At 43.8% G+C, this 14738-nt stretch carries 16 protein-coding genes; 5 read left to right on the plus strand and 11 right to left on the minus strand.

Annotated features, from left to right (window positions below; genetic code table 11):
* Window positions 1–44: 44 nt before the first annotated feature.
* Together R7E47_RS04925 and R7E47_RS04930 are read right to left on the minus strand one after the other, a co-directional pair.
* A complete protein-coding gene (locus R7E47_RS04925) occupies window positions 45–1253 on the minus strand; it encodes an acetyl-CoA C-acetyltransferase (RefSeq protein ID WP_031777157.1) in 1209 nt (402 codons plus the stop codon).
* Window positions 1254–1265: 12 nt separating this feature from the next.
* Window positions 1266–2006, minus strand: a complete 741-nt coding sequence (locus R7E47_RS04930) for an SDR family oxidoreductase (RefSeq protein ID WP_005373555.1) — start codon at window positions 2004–2006, stop codon at window positions 1266–1268.
* Window positions 2007–2745: 739 nt separating this feature from the next.
* Between R7E47_RS04930 and R7E47_RS04935 the strand changes: the two genes are divergently transcribed.
* Window positions 2746–3366 (plus strand): LysE family translocator, encoded by a 621-nt coding sequence (locus tag R7E47_RS04935; protein WP_158155841.1) that lies wholly within the window; start codon window positions 2746–2748, stop codon window positions 3364–3366.
* Between the two features lie 15 nt (window positions 3367–3381).
* Window positions 3382–3648 carry a hypothetical protein gene (locus tag R7E47_RS04940; RefSeq protein WP_158155839.1) on the plus strand — a complete coding sequence of 89 codons (267 nt, stop codon included), beginning with the start codon at window positions 3382–3384 and terminating at the stop codon, window positions 3646–3648.
* Window positions 3649–3706: 58 nt separating this feature from the next.
* Here the strand turns inward: R7E47_RS04940 and secF are convergent, their stop codons facing one another.
* The 4 genes from secF to R7E47_RS04960 all read right to left on the minus strand — a co-directional run bounded on the left by secF (window position 3707) and on the right by R7E47_RS04960 (window position 7931).
* Window positions 3707–4609 carry a protein translocase subunit SecF gene (gene secF / locus R7E47_RS04945; protein WP_005373567.1) on the minus strand — a complete coding sequence of 301 codons (903 nt, stop codon included), beginning with the start codon at window positions 4607–4609 and terminating at the stop codon, window positions 3707–3709.
* A gap of 2 nt (window positions 4610–4611) precedes the next feature.
* Window positions 4612–6450 carry a protein translocase subunit SecD gene (secD, locus tag R7E47_RS04950; RefSeq protein WP_318083900.1) on the minus strand — a complete coding sequence of 613 codons (1839 nt, stop codon included), beginning with the start codon at window positions 6448–6450 and terminating at the stop codon, window positions 4612–4614.
* A 164-nt stretch (window positions 6451–6614) separates the two neighbouring features.
* Window positions 6615–7094 carry a hypothetical protein gene (locus R7E47_RS04955; protein ID WP_005373572.1) on the minus strand — a complete coding sequence of 160 codons (480 nt, stop codon included), beginning with the start codon at window positions 7092–7094 and terminating at the stop codon, window positions 6615–6617.
* A 168-nt stretch (window positions 7095–7262) separates the two neighbouring features.
* Window positions 7263–7931, minus strand: coding sequence for an SH3 domain-containing protein (locus R7E47_RS04960; protein WP_213969574.1), 669 nt, complete (start codon window positions 7929–7931; stop codon window positions 7263–7265).
* Window positions 7932–8034: 103 nt separating this feature from the next.
* On the opposite strand from R7E47_RS04960, the gene R7E47_RS04965 reads away from it, so the two are divergent.
* Entirely contained in the window at window positions 8035–8583 is a 549-nt protein-coding gene (locus tag R7E47_RS04965) for a hypothetical protein (RefSeq protein WP_017635183.1), read from the plus strand.
* Window positions 8584–9109: 526 nt separating this feature from the next.
* On the opposite strand, the gene R7E47_RS04975 is transcribed toward R7E47_RS04965, so the two are convergent.
* Together R7E47_RS04975 and R7E47_RS04980 are read right to left on the minus strand one after the other, a co-directional pair.
* A complete protein-coding gene (locus R7E47_RS04975; RefSeq protein ID WP_053304531.1) occupies window positions 9110–9733 on the minus strand; it encodes a class I SAM-dependent methyltransferase in 624 nt (207 codons plus the stop codon).
* Between the two features lie 5 nt (window positions 9734–9738).
* Complete coding sequence (locus R7E47_RS04980; protein ID WP_318083902.1) at window positions 9739–10194, minus strand: Lrp/AsnC family transcriptional regulator; 456 nt, start codon at window positions 10192–10194, stop codon at window positions 9739–9741.
* A gap of 148 nt (window positions 10195–10342) precedes the next feature.
* Between R7E47_RS04980 and R7E47_RS04985 the strand changes: the two genes are divergently transcribed.
* Together R7E47_RS04985 and R7E47_RS04990 are read left to right on the plus strand one after the other, a co-directional pair.
* Window positions 10343–11269, plus strand: coding sequence for a DMT family transporter (locus R7E47_RS04985; protein WP_017635181.1), 927 nt, complete (start codon window positions 10343–10345; stop codon window positions 11267–11269).
* Window positions 11270–11362: 93 nt separating this feature from the next.
* Window positions 11363–12025, plus strand: coding sequence for a flagellar brake protein (locus R7E47_RS04990; RefSeq protein ID WP_318083904.1), 663 nt, complete (start codon window positions 11363–11365; stop codon window positions 12023–12025).
* A 2-nt stretch (window positions 12026–12027) separates the two neighbouring features.
* On the opposite strand, the gene R7E47_RS04995 is transcribed toward R7E47_RS04990, so the two are convergent.
* The 3 genes from R7E47_RS04995 to slyA are packed head-to-tail and all read right to left on the minus strand — an operon-like array spanning window position 12028 to window position 14627.
* Window positions 12028–13065, minus strand: coding sequence for a DUF2955 domain-containing protein (locus R7E47_RS04995; protein ID WP_017635179.1), 1038 nt, complete (start codon window positions 13063–13065; stop codon window positions 12028–12030).
* Window positions 13066–13077: 12 nt separating this feature from the next.
* Window positions 13078–14136, minus strand: a complete 1059-nt coding sequence (locus R7E47_RS05000; protein WP_017635178.1) for an HlyD family secretion protein — start codon at window positions 14134–14136, stop codon at window positions 13078–13080.
* A 35-nt stretch (window positions 14137–14171) separates the two neighbouring features.
* Entirely contained in the window at window positions 14172–14627 is a 456-nt protein-coding gene (slyA, locus tag R7E47_RS05005) for a transcriptional regulator SlyA (protein ID WP_017635177.1), read from the minus strand.
* Window positions 14628–14738: the final 111 nt, after the last annotated feature.

A 14738-nucleotide genomic window follows, 5' to 3' on the forward strand; every position in this document is an offset into this window, starting at 1 on the left:
GGTTTGTCTCCTAGAGAAAGAATTAAAAATGTCCGTTTAAATAATTACTTAACTGTCTTTACAACCACAGCCGTGCCCATGCCGCCGCCCACACAAAGTGAAGCAACGCCATATTGACCATTTTGCTTATGAAGCTCGTGAACCAGCGTGACTAAGATTCGGTTTCCAGATGCACCAAGCGGGTGTCCTAGCGCGATAGCACCACCGTTAAAGTTCGCTTTATCTTGAATCGCGTTAACTGGAACTTGGTTTGTTTCCGCCAACTGATGAATCACGCCAAGTGCTTGCGCTGCAAATGCTTCGTTTAACTCGTAAACGTCGATATCATTTACTGTGAGTTCTGCTTTTTCGAGTGCTTTATTGACCGACTCAACAGGACCTAGGCCCATGATCTTCGGATCAAGACCCGATTGCGCATAGCTTACGATCTCAGCAAGCGGCGTTAATCCATGCGCTTTAACTGCGCTTTCAGACGCCACGATAATCGCACTCGCTCCATCGTTAATGCCTGATGCATTACCCGCAGTCACAGTGCCTTCGCGGTCAAAAGCAGGACGTAGCTTGCTTAAGGCTTCCATTGTCGCGTTCGCTTTTGGGTATTCATCCGTATCAAACATCACGGTTTCACGGCGTTGCTTTACTTCCACTGGCACAATTTCGTCTTGAAATTTGCCAGCTTCGATAGCGGCTACCGCTTTCTGTTGGCTAGACAGCGCGTATTCGTCTTGCTGCTGGCGAGTTAAGCCGATTTGTTTTGCTACGTTTTCTGCCGTCACACCCATGTGATATTGGTTGTAAACATCGGTTAAACCGTCCGCTACGAGCAGATCTTTTAGCTCCAGATTGCCCATTTTGTTGCCATCACGAATGCTGCTTGGTGCAGCAAACGGAATCTGAGACATGACTTCAACACCCGCTGCAACAACGATCTCAGCATCGCCACTACGGATATGGGACACGGCATCCATGACCGTTTTCATGCCACTACCGCAAACCATGTTTACGCCATATGCAGGAACAGATTCAGGAATCCCCGCAAACAGTGCCGCTTGGCGGCCAACACCCATTCCTTGACCTGCACCAACAACGTTGCCAACAATCACTTCGTCAACCTTGTCGCCAGGCAACTTTGCCGCTTCCAACGCGCCTTTAATCGCTACTGCTGCCAGATCGCCAGCAGAAGTATTTTTCAGGCTGCCACCAAAAGCACCAATTGGAGTACGCTTCGCCGCTACGATAAATACTTTTTCCATCATCTTCTCTCCTTAGTGCATGTATAGGCCGCCGTTCACCGACAAAGTCTCTCCGGTGATGTAGGCGCCCGCATCGCTGACCAAGAAGCTCACTGATGCTGCAATTTCTTCTGGTGTCGCAAGACGTTTCATTGGAATTTGGTTCGTGATGGATTCCAGCACTTCTGGCTTCATTTGCTCAACCATTGGCGTACCCGTGTAACCCGGAGCGATAACATTAACTGTCACACCCGAGCGAGCACCTTCGTATGCTAAGGCTTTAGAGAAACCGATCATCCCAGCTTTCGCCGCCGAGTAGTTTGCTTGACCAAACTGCCCTTTAAGACCATTGACTGAAGAGATATTGATGACACGACCACCGCCTTTTTCGCACATTGCAGCGAAGAGGGGTTGCGTAACGTTGAATAAACTATTGAGGTTGGTATTGATGACATCATTCCAAGCTTGCGCAGTCATCTTTTTAAACACGCCATCACGTGTGATTCCTGCGTTGTTGACAACAACATCAATGGTTCCCTCCTCCCCAAGCAATTGCGCCAATTTCTCTGCACACTCTGTCGTGTTTGTTACATCCAACTCAAAAAGGCGAACCTGATCTTTGGTAAACCCTTTGCTGTTGAACCACTCCAGCGCACATTCGTAGTTACCTGTGAAATAAGTAGCGATTACACGGTAACCGTCATTGACTAATTGAGAGGAAATAGCAGAACCAATTCCGCCTTTTGATCCAGTGATCAAAGCGACTTTCTTCATTGAAGACTCCATTCTTAACGGCATTTAAAAAGCAAACTTAATACACTGATGAAATAGTTCACCAACTGACGTGTTTATTTATTCTTTTGACAACCAATCCCGTGCTGCCTTTATTTTAAGTTAACCTAGAAATATTACATTTCAAATAAAAAACTCACCCAATTGCATAAGATTGATTTAGATCTCATTACCCGTGAAATGTTATAAAATGGTTAATTTTACATAAGTCATTGTTTTAAATCACACTTCCACAAAAGCCACACCAACAGAAATAGAAACATAATTATTAAATATCATGCACTTACATACAGAATGGTAGACGTTACATTATGTCATGATTTAAGATCTGAATTTTAAGCCTATATGATTACAACAAACTTGAGATTAGAATAATAATTCAATTATCGGTAAAAATAATTATCAAACATATCATTTAATTACTGCATTTAATGATAATTTAGTTATCAATTCGATTATTTTAATACAGTGATGATTAATACCGATAAAATATAATAAATTAAACATATTTAATCTAAACATGATATAAGAGCTTGTCTCATACTGGTGCAATACGCACTATTATGACGCATAGATTAAAATATAATTTCATTTTAAATTTATATACTCGAAGAACATCAACTAGCTACTAGTGAAAGTAATCGTTCGCTTTGTAGTAGCATCCTTTTCCACTTTGCACTATCTTTGTGGCTTCTCTTTAATCACTAAATCATCAACAGATATGAATCTTGCATTGCTCAGTATGTTCATCCCTACTTTCTTTTTTGTCTCAATCACGCCTGGTATGTGCATGACTCTCGCCCTAACGTTAGGTATGAGTATCGGTTATCGTCGCACGTTATGGATGATGATAGGAGAACTTCTCGGTGTTGCGCTGGTGTCAGTCTCTGCGGTGTTAGGTATCGCTGCGATTATGCTCAATTATCCTTGGATGTTTATCGCGTTAAAGTTCATTGGTGGCGGTTATTTACTCTATCTTGGTGTTGAAATGTGGCGGTCGCGAGGGAAACTTGCGATTAATGTCGACAACTTAGAAACACCAAAGAGTGACAATATCACACTGATCATGCAAGGCTTCGTTACCGCAATCGCAAACCCAAAAGGCTGGGCATTTATGATTTCTCTTTTACCGCCTTTTATAGACCAAAACGCAGCGCTTGCACCGCAACTGATCATACTTGTCTCCATTATTTTACTGTTTGAGTTCATTTGCATGTCTCTGTACGCTACTGGTGGTAAAGGGTTGAAACACGTATTAGGTCAGTCTAAGAATGTACGTCTAATGAACCGTATCGCAGGCACTTTAATGATGGGAGTTGGTGTCTGGTTGCTACTAAGCTAAGGCAAACTGGAAACAATGAAAAATATTCTGAATAAAATCGCTAAAGTCATGGGTGAAGTATTGGACTTTCAAGCCCGAGTTTGGGTTGTGAACGTCTATAGCGGTGAGCATAAAGGCGAGTCTTATGTCGTTAATGAAGATGCTTTCTCTGTACCTCTTCAGTGGATGAAGAAGAAAGGCTACCAAGAGTCGATGTTGAATAAAGTCGAAGCAATGAAGCGCTCACAGATCTTAGAGTTCGATTTGGGACGAGTAAAACATCGTCTGATGCGCGTGAAATAAGCACAAAAAAGCGCCACTCAAGATGAGTGGCGCAAGCACTTTTACCTTAAAAATAATGCTACGGCGCAGCGTCGATCTCAACAGGCAGATAATGTTTCGGCTCCAGTTTCAACCACTCTGGCAGCACGGTACCAATCGAAATCGATGACCATGTACCAGACAGAACACCAATAAACATCGCGGTTGAGAAACCAGCCAAAGGCGCTCCTCCCATAATCCACAATGCTCCAACGGTGATCAGTGTTGTACCAGATGTCACCATGGTGCGTGAAAACGTCGCGATAACAGCTTGGTCATTGATGTCTTCTGTTTTCCAACTCTGCTTCGCAATCAACAGCTCACGGATTCGGTCTGCAATGATGATCGAGTCATTCAATGAGTAACCTAAAATCGCCAGCACAGCAGCAAAAACGGTTAAGTTGAACTCCATTTGAGTAATTGCAAAGAAACCAAGCACTAAGATCACATCATGAGCCAAAGCAAACAGTGAACCGCTTGCCAAACGCCACTCAAAACGGAAACACAAGTAACCGAGAATACTCAACACACAAATCAACAATGCTAAGCCACCTTGTTCAAACAAGTCTTGGCCAACTTGAGCGCCAACTATACTGTTGCTGACAACATCAACTTGGTGAGAGATTGGCTTCAACACCTCTTCTACACTTGGTAACGTTTGTCCATCTTCCGGCGCAGAGTAACGAATCACCCAACGGCCATCTTCACCAGAGCGTGTCACTGACGCAGATTCACCAAGCTTTGGTTGCAGAACGTCAAGCAGATCATGGTTAGTTAGCTGCTTATCTACCTTTACTTCTGTCACCATACCGCCAGTGAAGTCCAAACCTAGGTTCAACCCTTTAAAGCCTAGAGCGACGATCGCGATCACCGTTAAAATGATGGAAACTAGCGTAGTAAAGTAGCGAATTTTACGAATATTTTGTTTTAGCATTTCGACCATGATTAAACCCTCACATCACGACGGGCATCGCGGCCCCAAATTAAATTGATCATTGCTCGAGAGGCAAATACGCCTGTAAACATACTGGTTAACAAACCTAATCCGAGTGTTAAGGCAAAGCCTTGGATTGGGCCATTACCGATGGCGTACAAAATCACGGCGGTGATCATGGTAGTAATGTTGGCATCAAGGATGGTCGAGAATGCGCTGTCAAAGCCAAGATCAATCGCTTGAGCGAAGCTGCGGCCTTCACGCATTTTGTCCTTAATACGTTCAAAGATAATAACGTTGGTGTCTACTGCCATACCGACGGTTAACACTAAACCGGCAATACCCGGAAGCGTTAGAACCGCTCCTGGTAACAAGGCGATTAAGCCAAGCAAACAAAGCATGTTGGCACAAAGCGCCACGTTTGCTACCCAACCTAAGCGGCGGTACCAAAGTGCCATAAAGGTCAGTGTTAGTCCCATACCTAAAGCCAGTGCTGCAAAACCGTTTTCAATGTTTTCTGCACCCAGAGAAGCACCGATTGTTCGCTCTTCCACAATAGTAACTGGCGCGGTCAGTGACCCCGCGCGAAGCAATAGCGCCAACTGCTGCGCATCGTCCATGCTACCTGCCCCAGTAATACGGAACTGGCTACCAAGCTGAGATTGAATAGTCGCGACGCTGATAACGCGCTCACTACGCTCAGTTACACCGCGATCGTTTGTTTTGTATTCACGGTAAACGGTCGCCATTGGCTTGCCGATGTGAGTTGCCGAGAAGTCACTCATTTTCTTACCACCAGCGTGGTCAAGAGAGATATTTACCTCTGACATGCCCATTTTGTCGACACCAGCACGAGCGTTCACGATGTGCTCGCCCGTTAGAACTGGTCGTTTTGCCAAAATCACAGTACGACCGTCATTATCTTGAAGAACAAGATCTTGGCTGCTGTGTGCTTGGCTTGCATCTTTCACTTCATAAAACGCCAAGCTTGCTGTTGCACCAATAACGTTTTTCGCTTGAGCAGGATCTTGTACACCAGGGAGCTCAATTCGAATGCTCTCTTTGCCTTGGCGTTGCACTAGTGCCTCTGTGATACCAAGTTCTTCAATACGACCACGCATGATCTTCAGGTTTTGTTGAAGAGTCGAGGATTGAAATTCTTGGATATTTTGTTCACTCGGTTCAAGCACAAAGCCACGAGATGAACTTTTTGAAATCCAGCCAGGGTAATTTTGACGCAAGAACTTGTTCACTTCCGACAATGCTTGCTCGCTGTCACTGTTTACCGTAATTCGGTTGCCGCTTTCTGCTCGAACTTGCACACCACGAACACGTTGATCACGTAAATTCGCTTTGATTTCATCAATCAACGCATCACGTTGCTCTTCAAACGCTTTATTCACATCAACATTCAACAAGAACTGAACGCCACCACGAAGGTCAAGACCGAGCTTAATTGGGCTAAAGCCCATCTCATTCAACCATTCTGGCGCAACCGATACGTATGAGAAAGTGATGCTGTCGTCTTTATTTAGCTCTTTGTTTAACAACGCACGAGCTTTACTTTGCGCATCTTCACCATCGAATACAATGGTTGTTTTGCCGTCTTTTTCGATGATTTTGTCGGCTGAAATATGGTTGTTTTTTAGCAGTTGATTCAGATGAACAACCGACATTTCACTGTTGTTTTGATCCGCAAACGTCAACTGGATAGAAGGCTGTTCGCCAAACCAAGTTGGTATAGCACTTAGGGTTAAAATAATGACCGTCGTGATTAATACTACATATTTCCAAGCTGAGTAGTGATTCATCAGCTTTCTGTTCTTTTGCTGCTTTGGTGTTTTTTTCATGTAAACATCATCCCTTCACGATGAAGTGAAGCTTTTAATAACAAGGCTTAACACACGACAGATGCGCCCAGAATAAATTCAGGGTATGAAATGCTCAGAACGCTCACGTCCTGTCGAATACAATCGTCGTGTTAAGAGTGCACAATGGTGCAAATAGATGGTGTTTAGGCAGAAAACTGACTATTGAGTGCGACGTACATGGCATTGGTCTCTTTCCAACCAGAAATGCGATGATCGCTTGTGAAATGATAAAATGTGGACTGGTTGTGACGCCAGTTAATGTCCATCAAGCTGTATGCGTAACCCGCATCAGCGTAAAACGGAGTAGTGAGATCGCCGACAAAATCTACATGCTCGTCATCAAGCCCTTCCCGTAAGTAAGACGTCCAGCGCTGAGAGTTAAACAAAGCAACGGAATCGAGACTTGCATGGCCTTCAGATACTGGAGATTGAGAACTTTCTTCTGAAACTTCAGAAAAATCGACGGAAGAGTTTGGCGATACACTTACGGCTACAAAAGGTTGTAGCTTAGAAAAGTGCGGTACGTGAGCCTTGTGATCGATTTGCGCAGCAGATACATGCACTGGTAGCAATACCATTGCAAATAGCAGCAAAATCAACTTTCTAAGGTAAATCCAAGGCATAGGAACTCACTAAAAACACAAAGAGCCAAGTTAGGTCACTTGACTCGTTGATAGTATTCCTATTGATTATGGTTCACAACTAAAAAGTTATAAATCTCTGATTTCAGGTTTGCATCGTTATTGCTTTTATCAAAACGTCTTTAGAAAACGAGTGTAATTGGTGGTGAGTTATCGATAAAAAATATCGCCCTTATCAACATCTAAGTAGATCTTGTTCTCTTGCTCCAAACCGCCACAATAGATGAAGTAAACGTTGCGCTTTTTAAACGTCACAGAACGAACCCAGCCTCCGAGCTCCTCAAAATCACTCGGATCACAGGTTTCATCGTCTAACAATTGCTGTGTTTTCTTACGGAAAATATCCAAGTGAACTTTTAAATCATCCGACTTCTGTAGGTATTCATCCAATATCTCTAAGCGCTCTTGCTCTTTAATAACTGGCTCTGCATCAGATAACCCTTCAGCATTCAACCATTCGGCTTTTTCTTCTCCACCCTCTTCATAGACAAGATAGCCGGAGATTCGGTACCACCCATCTACTTTTTCTAACACCGATACTTTTTCTCCCTTATAGAGCGTATCGACAACTAAAGCATTAGGGTTAGGCTTGTTGTAAACATTGACACGACGCTCAATAACGTAGTACTCAGTAACTTCCGGGGGAACGGCTTCTAAATCCAGAATCGGTTTGGATGTTTCTTTTTGCAGTGACGATTGCTCGACTTGTGTAGCCTTTGGTACTTCAGGTTCATCTTTCTGCATAAAGAAGAAATAGTATCCAGCCCCCGCTCCGCCGAGCAACAGCATGACAATCAATGCGACGAGAATTTTCTTCATGCCCTTTTCCTTTTCATTCTTTATTCTTATCCCACCAGCAGCACGCATGTCGTAGAAATTTGGGTATATACTCAAAAGAGCAGGTCAACTAACGCGAGCAATAATGATCAACAGACTCAATTGGATACTACTATTTCTTCTGTTCCCGATAACGGGGCACGCCAATATTCAATGTAACCCATCGTCGTGGAATGACAATCTTACCCAATTCAATCGTTTAGAGTCCAATTACAATCAGCATGTTGAGGTATTCAATACACTTTTAACCGAACATAAACAGCGTCAGTTATTGTCCGAAACCTTTTCACTGCATGAGCTCGTGCTACTTTGGCGTGCCAAGTCGAACCAAAATGTGTTCAAAGCGCAATTAAAAGCATCGATTCAATACAAAGAAGAGCTCACAACTAAAGCGAATCAGCTGCTTAAATTGAGCACACAATCCCAATGGTCAGCTAATGGGTGGGAGATCCTGGCCCAAAAGTGCCGCGAGTCAAACAAAACAGCCAATCAAATAACTGCGGAATGGTATAACACCAACGCTTTGGAACTTGCTGAAGATTACAAGCGCCTCTCTTCACAATATCAAACTCTGTCACAAGTCTATGATAAAGAAGCTCGAGCACTTCAATACGCTCAAGATGTTTCGAAGTAAAAACAGAGCCAGTTTTGAATAGACGATGTTGGTTTTTCACTCCAATATTGGACGTTATTCGTGCTTTTTATCTTTCCTTAGTCGTGAATAATATCAAATGTAAATAATGGGATTGTTCCCTTTGACAAACTTGACTAAACCATGACCAAGACAATCAATTTATAGAGACATACGTCACATTAATGCTTTACTTATGGACATTTTTTGGTTAGTTTAGCCATTAATAAAATTTAATAAAAAGTCACATTTGGCTGGAGATGATGCTACAAACATGGTTATCAATCGATTAAGTAACAGGGAATGTCCTAATGCTACCAAAGCCAAGTTTTTGTCAGTAGTTAGGCACGTAAAAGAGTTCGGTTCAATCAGTGATTTGGATCTTTGTAAAATCTTCGGAGAAACAATATGGAGTGATGGGAGGGAATACCATTCAGCCGCTTTCTCATTCAAGGTTGATAGATACACAGGTAACTGTGAAATCTCACAATACAAAAACCAATAAGGCTTAAGAATTTATAAGGCGGAGTCAGGAAACGGACTCCGCTTTTTTGATCATGGCAATCGTAAAGTCGTGCTCGGAGTACCCCTCAATCAATCGTGTATTCGGACACAGCAACCGACAATAGCGAAAGACACCTTCTTTATTGTGCGACGCTAACATTTTCATGCTGGGTAGTTTGGATTCATCCAACAAGTTAAACACACAACCTTTCTCTGTCGCTCGGTACATTTTCTCAATCATTTCAATGGTGTGATTTGGGTTGGTGGATTGATAGTTCAATGATCCGGAAGCAAAAACAAAGTCGCAACGAGGCAATACCAACGTTGAAAAGTCGCCACATATAAACTTACTTTGCGTACGAAAATCTCGTTTTCTGGCTTCAGAGATAAACTGTTTTTGCTGATCAATGCCAATATAGCTTTGAGGAAGCCCCCCCATAAGTTCGATAAACGCTAACAAGTCTCCGTAGCCGCACCCAATATCTAAAATACTTGAACCGTCTAACGTTAACCCTCGGCACAACGCCTCAAAACGGCTGATCTGACTATACTTATCTGCCCATCCCAGAGTTCGGGCTCTGTCTTTACCAAACTGTCTATATCGCTTTCGATGATAGTGGGCAATCTTAAGTCTATCGAAAAATTTCATCTTTCTTATGCATAAATCGGCAAACTGCCATTTCCTTTCACTTGTCTAATCGCCAGGTGGGTATGAATATCTTTCACATTTTCTAATCGCTGTAACTTTCTAGTAAATGTTTCATAACCAGCGAGATCTTTACTGACCACCTCTAACAGGTAATCATAGGCCCCTGATACGACATGGCATGAGATCACTTCATCCATCTCAACAACGGCATGTTCAAACTCATCAATCGAAGAAGCTTGGTGGTTATTTAAACTCACTTCAACAAATACAGTCATCGCGATGCCTACGGTGTCTCTGGACACAATAGCTCGATAACTACTAATTACACCTTCCTGCTCCAAACGCTTAATGCGCCTTGCACAAGGTGATGCCGATAGCCCTACTTGGTCAGCAAGTTCTGCAGTTGTCAAAGTGGCATCCTTCTGCATTAGGTTGATAAGTTGCCTGTCAATTTTATCCATTTATTCTTCCGTGCCTTTAATCACTAATAATTAACATTTATACGCAATTTATCACCAACATCAAGCCTAATTACGTCAAACTTTGCCTCCCTTTGGCAAGAGTTTTATTCAACAATTAACACATCATTTACAAATGGACATGTCGATAATGATCTTGGGATACGCAGCTATATTAACGACCTTACTGCTTTGGTCTGGTTTCTTTATTTCTTTAAAAGGGGGCGCAATTTCTGCCTTGCAGCCAGCCGATATCGCGTTAGTTCGCTTTCTAATCCCAAGTATAATTTTATTACCATTTGTGATTAAGCATAAACAGTCGCTGCGCGTGGTGCCTAAACGCTACCTGGTTGGTGTTGTGGTTGGAAGCGGCCTTCCCTATCTTCTGGTCGTCGGAACGGCTATGCATTTCGCTCCCGTGGCGCACGGCAGTGCATTAGTACCTGGCACTTTGCCATTGTTTGTTTCTGCTATCGCGGTACTTTGTTATCAACAGTCGCTGAGTGCTCACCGCTTAATCGGGCTTTCTACGGTGTTGTTAGGGATTTTCGTATTCCTTCTTTCTAATAGCGGCGCAGAGTACAACTGGTCTCAGTTGCAAGGGCATATCCTGTTTCTAACTGGCAGCATCATGTGGGCTGCTTTCACCATCAGCGCTCGTGTCGCTAATCTTAATGCACACGTCTGTGCAGGATTCGTTGCAATCGCGTCTTTGGCTCTACTCATCATCGCCGTTGGTTTCGGGTGGGTAGACAGTTATTTGGTGGTAACACCGTTCAGCCAGTGGCCATGGGAGGAGTTATTTGGCCACGCGATGCTACAAGGTGTTGGCGCAGGTTTAATCGCTTCTTTCACTTTCATTTATGCAATTAGGATCATCGGTGCCGAAGCCAGCGCTGCTTTTGGTTCATTAACTCCAGTCGTCGCGACACTTCTTGCCGTTCCAATTTTTGGTGAACAACCAGATTCTCTCACTTGGTTAGCGCTGATGTTGGTCACATGCGGCAGTATTGTGGCAAGCCAAATCTTTATGAAAGGTGGAATGAGCCAAACTTATCGCCCACCACTTCACAGATAGCGATGATTTTACAAAAACTTATGCCTTACTATCTTAATAACAAAATGGCGTTTTGATAGCCTCAGCTTAACTAAAAATTAAAACGCCAATGTGATGCCAGCCACTCATACTAAAGATGAACTGCATAGGTTTCTCAAACCGGGAATGAAACTTTCTACTAATTTCGAATTTGGGCCTAAGGATCAATATACGTATTCCACCACTTATCTTGGGATGAAAGAAAATGCTTATTTGATTCTTGATATACCAATGCGTTTGCTTGAAGAGCAAGTGATGAGAAAACTCCCCAACGCCGATATCATCGTGCGTGGAGTATCAGATACGGAGTTAGGCCATGTCATTGCGTTTAAGTCCAGCGTACTGACGACGACCGTTCGACCATCCCCCCTTTTGTTTATCCGCATTCCAGGAACATTTGCAACCAAACCAGTTCGAGAACATGAGCGTTACAAGTTGCAAATGGACTGTAACGTTATTCATGCAGGGAATGTCTACGACGGTAGCCTTATCGATTTCTCTCTAGCAGGTGTTGGTATATCAACCTTGATTGAGCCCGAATTCAACGTGGGTGAGAGTGTTACCATCGAATGCCCGTTAAGCCACTATATCGGAGAAGAAAATCGATGTGTCATTGCCAACATTAAGAAATTGGCGAAGGGATGGGTAGTTGGAATTAAGTTTGCTAGTTCCATTGAGATGACTCACGAACTAAAAACAGAGTTACTGGAGCAATCCTTTCTAACCAGTAACGTCTGAGCTTACTGCTCGCTAAAGCGCGTCGCCTCAAAGCTGTTGAGTATTCTGTGAACCGTATAGGTCACAAGCAGCGTCGCAACAATAGCAAACAAAATACTGCTCACGCGATACAGCGCACTGAACATTAAGTCACCATCCGGAGTAAGATATTGGCCGAACAAAATGCCTAATGTGGTTAAGCCGCCAAATCCGGCTCCCGAACCGCTAGATTCTTTCACGTGCATATAGCTGAACATCATAGCCCCAATCCAAAGCAATGGGACGATAAACAATAAAGTATCCGACCAATCGTATAATACAAGTTGTCCGACGATACCAAAGGTCACCCCCATCAAGGTTCCCATTGCTCTTTTTCGCGCATACCCTAAAGCACCGTTCCAATGCATAGGAAACAATAAAAGCAAGGTTGTCGCCTGAGCAGACATAGAGTCACTGAGGTCAAATAGCTGGAATACAAGGAAAGACATTGTAGCGATACTCGCCCCCATAAGGGCTTCATGACGCATTCGATGACTCTGTTTAGGCTGCGACGGTTTCGCTGGTGGCTGACGAGGTTCCGCATCGGGAATCAAAAATGTCACCACATAAGCAACGATCACTGAAATAACATTCGCTTGCAGGTTGCTAAATATTAGGTCATTTAAGTCAGTGGTTGGATAACTAGCAAAATGCAGCATGATGCTTAAGCTCAGTACGCTGTTCGCTCCAAATAAGAACAAGCTCCCTTTTGACATACAGGCGAATTTATATAGGAACAACCCGAATGCAATGATTGTCATCATGCCTGGGTGCCCACCAAATAACCCACCAAGCACCCCAACTTCTAATCCACACACAACCGCTGAAAAAATCAGTTGTCGTGCGGCATGTAGACTCATGACTGGCACCATTCCAAGTAACAGCATCGGGGTTACAGTAAAGAATACGCCATAGTTCCAACCAAATACTTTACATAAAGTGAAACCAATAGTCGCACCAGTTGCAATGCGCAAACACTGACGGAAGTCGTTTTCCGACATGGGGTGGTCCCATAACTTCATATCGCCTCCTCGTTAATAAATATAATGAAGAAGACTCAAGAATTGGATCTGGCACCTCGCTAACCAACCAGATAACGAGTTTTCTGGCAACAACTGCACGGTTGCTCGTGCCCCTGCTGGAAATGCGCGCTGCTGAGGTTCATCGATAGCTAAATGTAAACGTAAGCGCTGCGCATCTCTCACCCAACGGTTTGAGTCAGTTGGTGTTGCTAAGCGACCATCCGCATCGAATTGACCCGAGCTGACCCCGGCATCCACACTCGTAATACGAGCTTCAAATACATCACCAGGTAAGCTATCAAAAGCCACTAACGCACGGCTGTTCTGATTAAAGTGTCGTAAACTCTTTTCACGAAAGTCGGCAATGATATCCACGTCATCGGAGACTAAAGCGACAAGAGGTGTACCAGCTGCCGCATAGGCCCCCGTCTCCAGCTGCAAGTTAGCGACAACGCCATCATGTTCCGCCGAGACTTGAGTGTAAGACAGATTAAGTTCCGCTTGTTTTAGCTGGTTTTGCGCTACGCGGATATTCACATTCGTCGCGCCTAAATCACCGCGGTTTACTTCCAACTCTTTTAAACGAGCACGTGCGGCCAGTAAGTTCGCTTTAGCTGCCGTTGCACTGCTCTGTGCGTCATCGCGCTGCTGTTGCGAAGTACCATTACGGTGAAACAGGGTATTAAGACGTTTTGCTTCGCGAACTTTTTGTTCCGCCACGATTTTGCTCGCTTCAACGTCTGCTTTTGCCGCAGCAATAGAAGCATCAAGTTGTTCGTTGTTTTGAATCACACGCTCAAGGTTAAGTTGAGCCTTTTCTACGGCGAGCTGATAAGGCTGGGGATCAATCTGAAATAGTAGATCGCCTTGGCTTATTTCTTGGTTGTTGGCAACATAAAGATGCGTAATCTGCCCACTCACACGGGGGGCCACTTTAGTTACCACACGCGTTGCCATTGCCTGAGGCGTCAACGGCATGGCGAGATCTGCAACTAGAAAATAGGCAAAGACAAGGACAAACGCGACGCAAGAATATTTGATCCAACGTGCGAATTTTTGATCTGGAGTCATAGGCGTTTACTTCTCTTTTTATTCGGTTTTCTGACTTATTCGCTAAGTGAATCAAGCGCATTGTGAGCAATCTGATCAAGAATCAATGAAAGCTGCTGAAGTTCCTGGTCGTTGATGTCCGTTAGGAGCTTGCTTCGAACTTGAAGAATTCGAGCCTCCATTTGCTTTAGTAGGGTTTTCCCCTCTTCTGTGAGGCTAACAATACGTGCTCGCTTATCGTGTTCACAGCAATGGCGAACGATCAGAGATTGCTCTTCTAATAATTTTAATGTTCGCATCAACGACGCTAACTCGATCTCAAGCGCTTCAGCCAAATGCTTCTGACTGATGTTGTCACCCATTCGATAAAGCTTCCATAACGCAGTCCAACGCGGATACGTTAGGTTTAAAGGCTCTAACTCGCGATCTGCAACCATTTTCCACAAACGAGCAACACGAGATAATTTTTCAGCCAGAGAAAGGTCTCGCAAACTGTTGATGTCTTGAATCATAAGATCTACTCAATTACTTAGCGTGCTAAGTAATATAAAATAGTTAGCACGCTAAGTAAATATCTTTTTGTGATTGAAATCACGTTGGGTGTGTCAGTGAAGGGGCAGAAA

The organism is Vibrio sp. Vb1026 (assembly GCF_033338745.1).
Taxonomy (GTDB): Bacteria; Pseudomonadota; Gammaproteobacteria; order Enterobacterales; family Vibrionaceae; genus Vibrio; species Vibrio alginolyticus.

Bases quoted from the DNA above. Each gene is read 5' to 3' on its own strand.
- R7E47_RS04925 (WP_031777157.1), bottom strand. From the start codon at position 1,253: ATGGAAAAAGTATTTATCGTAGCGGCGAAGCGTACTCCAATTGGTGCT.
- R7E47_RS04930 (WP_005373555.1), bottom strand. From the start codon at position 2,006: ATGAAGAAAGTCGCTTTGATCACTGGATCAAAAGGCGGAATTGGTTCT.
- R7E47_RS04935 (WP_158155841.1), top strand. From the start codon at position 2,746: ATGAATCTTGCATTGCTCAGTATGTTCATCCCTACTTTCTTTTTTGTC.
- R7E47_RS04940 (WP_158155839.1), top strand. From the start codon at position 3,382: ATGAAAAATATTCTGAATAAAATCGCTAAAGTCATGGGTGAAGTATTG.
- secF (WP_005373567.1), bottom strand. From the start codon at position 4,609: ATGGTCGAAATGCTAAAACAAAATATTCGTAAAATTCGCTACTTTACT.
- secD (WP_318083900.1), bottom strand. From the start codon at position 6,450: ATGAAAAAAACACCAAAGCAGCAAAAGAACAGAAAGCTGATGAATCAC.
- R7E47_RS04955 (WP_005373572.1), bottom strand. From the start codon at position 7,094: ATGCCTTGGATTTACCTTAGAAAGTTGATTTTGCTGCTATTTGCAATG.
- R7E47_RS04960 (WP_213969574.1), bottom strand. From the start codon at position 7,931: ATGAAGAAAATTCTCGTCGCATTGATTGTCATGCTGTTGCTCGGCGGA.
- R7E47_RS04965 (WP_017635183.1), top strand. From the start codon at position 8,035: ATGATCAACAGACTCAATTGGATACTACTATTTCTTCTGTTCCCGATA.
- R7E47_RS04975 (WP_053304531.1), bottom strand. From the start codon at position 9,733: ATGAAATTTTTCGATAGACTTAAGATTGCCCACTATCATCGAAAGCGA.
- R7E47_RS04980 (WP_318083902.1), bottom strand. From the start codon at position 10,194: ATGGATAAAATTGACAGGCAACTTATCAACCTAATGCAGAAGGATGCC.
- R7E47_RS04985 (WP_017635181.1), top strand. From the start codon at position 10,343: ATGATCTTGGGATACGCAGCTATATTAACGACCTTACTGCTTTGGTCT.
- R7E47_RS04990 (WP_318083904.1), top strand. From the start codon at position 11,363: ATGCCAGCCACTCATACTAAAGATGAACTGCATAGGTTTCTCAAACCG.
- R7E47_RS04995 (WP_017635179.1), bottom strand. From the start codon at position 13,065: ATGAAGTTATGGGACCACCCCATGTCGGAAAACGACTTCCGTCAGTGT.
- R7E47_RS05000 (WP_017635178.1), bottom strand. From the start codon at position 14,136: ATGACTCCAGATCAAAAATTCGCACGTTGGATCAAATATTCTTGCGTC.
- slyA (WP_017635177.1), bottom strand. From the start codon at position 14,627: ATGATTCAAGACATCAACAGTTTGCGAGACCTTTCTCTGGCTGAAAAA.